The sequence below is a fragment of the Nocardiopsis mangrovi genome (assembly GCF_042653925.1).
GTDB lineage: Bacteria > Actinomycetota > Actinomycetes > Streptosporangiales > Streptosporangiaceae > Nocardiopsis_B > Nocardiopsis_B mangrovi.
The window spans coordinates 337,134-344,135 of the sequence record NZ_JBHSFQ010000004.1; the positions used below are offsets into that span (position 1 = coordinate 337,134).

Annotated in this window: 3 protein-coding genes; all 3 read left to right on the forward strand. The window is 71.5% G+C overall.

From position 1 onward, the window contains the following. Positions 1-89: 89 nt before the first annotated feature. From ACFO4E_RS07280 to ACFO4E_RS07290, 3 genes are read left to right on the forward strand one after another with little or no spacing between them, the layout of a single operon-like run. Complete coding sequence (locus tag ACFO4E_RS07280) at positions 90-1,700, forward strand: carboxyl transferase domain-containing protein (RefSeq protein WP_465263128.1); 1,611 nt, start codon at positions 90-92, stop codon at positions 1,698-1,700. Positions 1,701-1,710: 10 nt separating this feature from the next. Beyond that, positions 1,711-4,032 carry an ATP-binding protein gene (locus ACFO4E_RS07285; protein WP_378572260.1) on the forward strand — a complete coding sequence of 774 codons (2,322 nt, stop codon included), beginning with the start codon at positions 1,711-1,713 and terminating at the stop codon, positions 4,030-4,032. A 4-nt stretch (positions 4,033-4,036) separates the two neighbouring features. Further along, positions 4,037-5,191 carry an acyl-CoA dehydrogenase family protein gene (locus ACFO4E_RS07290; RefSeq protein ID WP_378572261.1) on the forward strand — a complete coding sequence of 385 codons (1,155 nt, stop codon included), beginning with the start codon at positions 4,037-4,039 and terminating at the stop codon, positions 5,189-5,191. Positions 5,192-7,002: the final 1,811 nt, after the last annotated feature.

Genomic DNA, 7,002 nt, shown 5'->3' on the forward strand with positions numbered 1-7,002 from the left:
TGTGGCCCTGGACACCGTGGTTAATGGTCACTAACATCGCCGATGTTAGCGGTCATTAACCCCTGGGGGAACAGATGAGCAGGGCACCCGTGCTCACCTCGGCGATCGACACCGGCGGGCCGGCCTTCACCGCCAACGCCGCCGCCAACGGCGCCCTCGTCGCCCGGCTGCGCGAACTGCTCGACACCGCGGCGCTCGGCGGCCCCGAGAAGACCCGCATCCGGCACGTCGAGCGCGGCAAGCTGCTGCCCCGCGACCGTGTCGACGCCCTGCTCGACCCCGGATCGCCGTTCCTGGAGCTGTCGCCCCTGGCCGCCCACGGCCTCTACGGCGCCGACGGGACCGACGCCCCCGCCGGCGGGCTGATCACCGGCGTGGGCCGGGTGAACGGGCGCGAGGTCGTCGTGGTCGCCAACGACGCCACGGTCAAAGGCGGCAGCTACTACCCCATGACGGTGAAGAAGCACCTGCGCGCCCAAGAGGTCGCCCTGCACAACCACCTGCCGTGCGTCTACCTGGCGGACTCCGGCGGGGCGTTCCTGCCCATGCAGGACGACGTCTTCCCCGACCGCGAGCACTTCGGGCGCATCTTCTACAACCAGGCGACCATGTCGAAGCTGGGCATCCCGCAGCTCGCGGCCGTTCTGGGCTCGTGCACCGCGGGCGGCGCCTACGTCCCCGCGATGAGCGACGAGGCGGTGATCGTGCGCGACCAGGGCACGATCTTCCTCGGCGGCCCCCCACTGGTGAAGGCCGCCACCGGCGAGGTCGTCACCGCCGAGGAGCTGGGCGGCGGCGACGTGCACTCCCGCGTCTCCGGGGTCACCGACCACCTCGCCGAGGACGACGCGCACGCGCTGGGGATCCTGCGCCAGATCGTGGCGACCTTCGGACCGCGGCCCGAACCCGCGTGGGAACGGAGCACCCCGCGGCCCCCCGCGTTCGACCCCGCCGAGATCCACGGGGTGGTGCCCACCGACACCCGCACCCCCTACGACGTCCGCGAGGTCATCGCGCGCATCGTCGACGCGAGCGAGTTCACCGAGTTCAAGGCCGAGTACGGCCCGACCCTGGTCACCGGGTTCGCCCACGTGCACGGCCACCCGGTGGGGATCCTCGCCAACAACGGCATCCTCTTCAGCGAATCGGCGCTGAAGGGCGCCCACTTCATCGAGCTGTGCGACCGGCGGCGGATCCCGCTGGTGTTCCTCCAGAACATCTCCGGGTTCATGGTGGGCCGCGACTACGAGGCCGGGGGGATCGCCAAGCACGGCGCGAAGATGGTGACCGCGGTGGCCTGCGCGCGGGTCCCCAAGTTCACGGTCGTCATCGGCGGCTCCTTCGGCGCCGGCAACTACAGCATGTGCGGCCGGGCGTACTCCCCCCGGTACCTGTGGATGTGGCCCAACGCGCGGATCTCGGTCATGGGCGGCGAGCAGGCCGCCTCGGTGCTGGCCACCGTGCGCCGCGACCAGATGGCGGCGCGCGGTGAGGACTGGCCCGCCCCGGCCGAGGCCGAGTTCAAGGAGCCCATCCGCGCGCAGTACGAGACCCAGGGCGACCCCTACTACTCCACGGCCCGGCTGTGGGACGACGGCGTCATCGACCCCGCCGATACCCGCACGGTCCTCGGCCTGGGCCTGGCGAGCGCCCGATACGCCCCGCTGGAGCCCGTCGGCTACGGCGTCTTCCGAATGTGAGGTGCGACCGATGAGCGACGGACCCCCCACTGTCCTGGTGGCCAACCGGGGCGAGATCGCCGTGCGGATCATGCGGACGCTGCGCCGGCTCGGGATGCGCTCGGTGGCGATCCACGGCGACGGCGACGCCGAGGCGCGGCACGTGCGCGCGGCCGATACGGCCGTGCGCGTCGGCGGCGCCGCGCTCGCCGACAGCTACCTCAACGGGGCGGCGATCATCGCCGCCGCGCACGCCTCCGGCGCCACCATGGTGCACCCCGGGTACGGGTTCCTCTCCGAGAACGCCGGGTTCGCGCGGGCCTGCGCCGACGCGGGGCTGGTGTTCGTCGGCCCGCCGCCGGAGGCGATCGACGCCATGGGCGACAAGATCCGCGCCAAGGCCACGGTCGCCGCAGCGGGGGTGCCCCTGCTGCCGGGGTTCGCGGAACGCCGTCCGGGCGACGCGGACGACCCCGCGGGCGCGGGCGACGGCACGACGGACGCGGGCGACGGCGCCCCGGGACCCGTCGCCGCCGCCGGCCCGATGGACGACGGCGCCTTGGCACGGGCCGCCGAACAGGTGGGCTACCCGCTGCTGATCAAGCCCTCCGCGGGCGGCGGCGGCAAGGGCATGCGGCTGGTCCGAGCCCCCGGCGAGCTGGCCGCCGCGGCGGCGGCCGCCCGGCGCGAGGCGGCGGCCGCGTTCGGCGACGCCACCCTCCTGGTCGAACGGTTCGTGGAGCAGCCCCGGCACATCGAGGTGCAGGTGCTCGCCGACGCCCACGGCGGCGTGGTCCACCTGGGCGAGCGCGAGTGCAGCCTCCAGCGGCGGCACCAGAAGATCGTCGAGGAGGCGCCGTCGCCCCTGCTCACGCCCGCCCAGCGGAGCGCGATGGGCGAGGCCGCGGTCGCGGCGGCCAAGGCGTGCGGATACGTGGGCGCGGGCACGGTGGAGTTCATCGTCCGCGGCTCGGGCCCCGAGCCGGAGTACGCCTTCCTGGAGATGAACACCCGCCTCCAGGTCGAGCACCCCGTCACCGAGGCCGTCGTCGCCATCGGCGGGCGGCGCGGCATCGACCTGGTCGAGCTCCAGCTGCGCATCGCCCAAGGCGAGCCGCTGCCGTTTTCGCAGGCCGACATCGGGATGTCGGGCCACGCGGTGGAATCGCGCGTCTACGCCGAGGACCCCGCCCAGGACTTCCTGCCGACCGGCGGCCGGGTCCTGCTCCTGGAGGAGCCCGGCGGCGAGGGCGTGCGCGTCGACTCCGGGATCGAGACCGGGACGGAGGTCACCTCCGCCTACGACCCGATGCTCGCCAAGGTCGTGGCCTGGGGTGCCGACCGCCGGGCGGCGCTGGAGCGGATGGACACCGCTCTGGCCGGGTACACGCTGCTGGGCTGCGGCACCAACGTCGCCTTCCTCAGGCGCCTGCTGCGCCACCCCGACGTCGTGGCGGGCGACCTCACCACCGGACTCACCGAGCGCGCCCGCCCCGGGCTGGTGGCCGGTCCGGGTACCGCCGATGCGCCGGGTGAACGCGAACTCGACGCCGCCGCGGCCGCGGACCACCAGCTCGGGCTGGAGCCCGCCGGCCCCGCCGCCGACCGCTTCGACATCCCTGATGGCTGGCGCATCGGCGGCCGCGCGTGGACGACGTGGCGGCTGCGCACCCCCCGGCGCGACATCGTCAGCGTCCGGGTCCGGCGGGCGGCCGCGGCCGGCGCCGCGCCCCCCGCCGGTACCGGCGCGGGCCGATCCGGAGTCCTCGGCCACCAGGGGGACGGCGCCGGGGCAGGTCCCGTCGGCCCGCTCGACTACGAGGTGAGCGTCGCCGGTGCCGATCCGGTGCGCGTCCGGGCCGCGCGCTCGGCCGACGGCCGCGCGCTCACCGTCTCCGTCGACGGCCGCACCACCCGCTATGCCCGCGCACGCGACGGCGCCGACCTGTGGCTCGGCTCGGCGGGGTCGGCCTGGCGCTTCCACGAGGAGCCCGCGGTCGCCCCCACCCGCGGTTCGGCACAGGCGGGCGACGGGTCGCTGCGCAGCCCCATGCCGGGGACCGTCCTCGCGGTCGCGGTGGAGGAGGGGCAGCACGTCACGGCCGGCACCCCGGTGGTGATCGTCGAGGCCATGAAGATGGAGCACGCGATCACCGCCCCCGTCGACGGCGTCGTCACCCGGCTGGACGCCCGCGCCGGCCGGGCTGTCGCCATGGACGCCCTCCTCGCCACCATCGCCCCGGTCTCCCCCGGCAGCTCCGATGTGCCCGCGCACGCGGAGACCCCGCCGGGGGCGCCCACGGCACCGGTCGACCCCGACCGCCCCGTCTCACCCGCCACGAGCAAGGAGTGAAGGCATGGCACACGGCCTGTCCGCCGACCACGAGGACCTGCGCGCGACGGTAGAGAAGTTCGCGCGCGACGAGGTCGCCCCGGTCATCGGCGACTTCTACGAACGGGGGGCGTTCCCCTACGACATCGTCGCCAAGATGGGCCGCATGGGCCTGTTCGGCCTGCCCTTCCCCGAGGAGGAGGGCGGCATGGGCGGCGACTACTTCGCCCTGTGCCTGGCCCTGGAGGAACTGGCGCGCGCGGACTCGTCGGTGGCGATCACCCTTGAGGCGGGCGTGTCCCTCGGGGCGATGCCGCTCCACCGGTTCGGCTCCGCCGAGCAGAAGGCGCGGTGGCTGCCCCGGCTGTGCTCCGGGGAGGCGCTGGGCGCTTTCGGGCTGACCGAGCCCGGCGCGGGATCCGACGCCTCGGCGACGAGCACCACCGCCCGCCTGGTCGACGGGGAATGGGTGATCAACGGGACGAAGTCGTTCATCACCAACTCGGGGACCGACATCACCGCGCTGGTCACGGTCACCGCCGTCACCGGGGAGCGCCCGGACGGCCGCCCGGAGATCTCGACGATCATCGTGCCCAGCGGCACGCCCGGCTTCTCCATCGGGCAGAAGTACTCGAAGGTGGGCTGGAACGCCTCCGACACCAACGAGCTGGTGTTCGAGGACTGCCGGGTGCCCGAGGCCAACCTGCTGGGCGAGCGGGGCCGCGGCTACGCGCAGTTCCTGCGCACCCTTGACGAGGGCCGGATCGCGATCGCCGCACTGTCGGTGGGGCTGGCCCAGGGGTGCGTCGACGAGAGCGTGCGCTACGCCGGGGAGCGGGCGGCGTTCGGCCGCAACATCGGCCACTACCAGGCGATCCAGTTCAAGATCGCCGACATGGAGGCGCGGGCGCACACCGCCCGGCTGGCGTACTACGACGCCGCGTCCCGGATGCTCGCAGGAGAACCGTTCAAGCGGCAGGCGGCCATCGCCAAGCTGGTGGCCTCCAACGCCGCCATGGACAACGCCCGCGACGCCACCCAGGTCTTCGGCGGCTACGGCTTCATGAACGAATACCCGGTGGGCCGCTTCTACCGCGACGCCAAGATCCTGGAAATCGGCGAGGGCACCTCGGAGATCCAGCGCATGCTGATAGCCCGAGACCTCGGCCTGCCCGCCTGACGCCGCACGAAGACACCAGAATCCCGGTCGCTCTTCCCTAGCCGGATTGGGAGGACGCGGCCGGGACTTCTCTCCTGCCCTCTCCCGCCGCTGGAACGGCTCGTGAGAGGCGTGCTCCGTGCTGAATCGAGGCTTTCCGACCGTCGTCGATCGCCTTCCGCACGCTCGTCGGAACTCGGGAGCACGTGACCGTAGACGCGGAGCACGGCTTTCGGATCACGCTCACGGCAGGTCGCGCGCGGCTACCTCAGCGTCCGTTTCGAGCTGGACCAAGGTGCCCTGATGGCACCCCCGGTGCACCGCACAGACACCGAGCACTTCGTCCGTTGCCAAAAAGTTGCCAAAACGACTACAGGTTCGCTTTCACGTACCAGTGGGCATGCCGGCGGGCCGGTCACAAGACTTCGCTTTGGGGGTTTCTCCTCCTTGCGCCTCGGCCTTCGACCGAAGCCACAAGCCGCACCCGGACTACGGCTGGACCGAGTTCTCGCAGCAGTCGCCGTCCGCGGGCTCCATGGCCTGACCTGGGGGCTTGTGGATGCATGACGAGGATCGGCGGGCTCTGCGGGACGACGGCCTCGGGTCGCGAGATCGGCCCGAGGACTGTTCGAGTCAGCCGTAAGGGTGCACCGGCAGGAAGCCGATCCGAACCGCTCTCGCCCCCTTCGAGACGGACGGAAAGGCGTCCGCGGGCCACGGATACACGTTGCGGAGCAGCGCGCGGTCCGTTCGGTAGGCGGTAGGTTTCTTCCTACCACCCAGCCGATCCGGACATGCGGTCGACGCGGATCCGGTCGATTGGACCTGCCGCCGCCGGCGGCGCGGTCGTCCGGACTGGAGAGGTGGTACTCCATGCAGGCCCCCCAGAGGGACGATCCCTCACGCCAACCCCGCTGGTGGCTGTGGAAGCTGCTAGTCGACTTGGTACGGACGCTCCTCGCCGCGGCGAGGACGCTCCTATGGTGGCTCAGGAATGGAGGAGGCCCCGGCGACTGGCTTAGCTAGCCAGTCAACGCGGGGCCCCGGGAAGGGCCCGCTCAGCTGACCGGCGTTCGGGCCCTTCTTCATGTGCGGAATGCCCGTTATGGCACGAACCGCAAATTCGATCCTTATAGTATCCCAAGATCGATCACTTCGTGCTACCGAGGAACTTCAATTTGTCACTTGCATGCGGTCTGAACAGGTCGTTCTCAATATGCAAACGGTCGAGATATCGGAATTCGTGGCCAGATCGTCGTTTAGGATCCGCCCAGGTGTCCTGACAGGCGGGCTCTGACAACACCTATGCCATTGGGTTGTACTGCATCCTGTGGGAGTTGGCCGTGCCCGCTGTCCACTAATCGCCCGATCTCTGTGTGCGCGGGCTCATACTGCCGGACCTGCGGCGATGCGCTCGGTCTTGAGTCGGTCGCGGTAGCCACCGTCGTTCCTCCGGTTAGGCCCCGGACCACGTTGGACTGCCAGTGCCACACAGCCGACGCCTCCGCTGTGTACAGGCGATCGAAGTCACACCCCCGACGAAGGGGGCATCGGCGTTCCCCTCTGAGGATCACTTCGCCGCCAGGCATCCGGCGGACCGCCTCCTTGCCGGCACCGTCGCAAAGGTCGGGTGTCGCAATGCGCTCGCCGACTTTCGGCGCGGCCGACCGGTCCGTGTCACACCTCAGTGTGTAGCGCGCCGCGGGATGCTCCTATAGATGTCAAGCGGCAGGAGCAAGGTCGGTTTGAGTGATGTGTTCGGTTGGTGTTCCTGCCAGTGCGCGGTAGACCTCGCGGGCGACGAATCGCTTGAGGCAGCGCATGATGTCCTT

Bases quoted from the DNA above. Each gene is read 5' to 3' on its own strand.
- ACFO4E_RS07290 (WP_378572261.1), top strand. From the start codon at position 4,037: ATGGCACACGGCCTGTCCGCCGACCACGAGGACCTGCGCGCGACGGTA.
- ACFO4E_RS07285 (WP_378572260.1), top strand. From the start codon at position 1,711: ATGAGCGACGGACCCCCCACTGTCCTGGTGGCCAACCGGGGCGAGATC.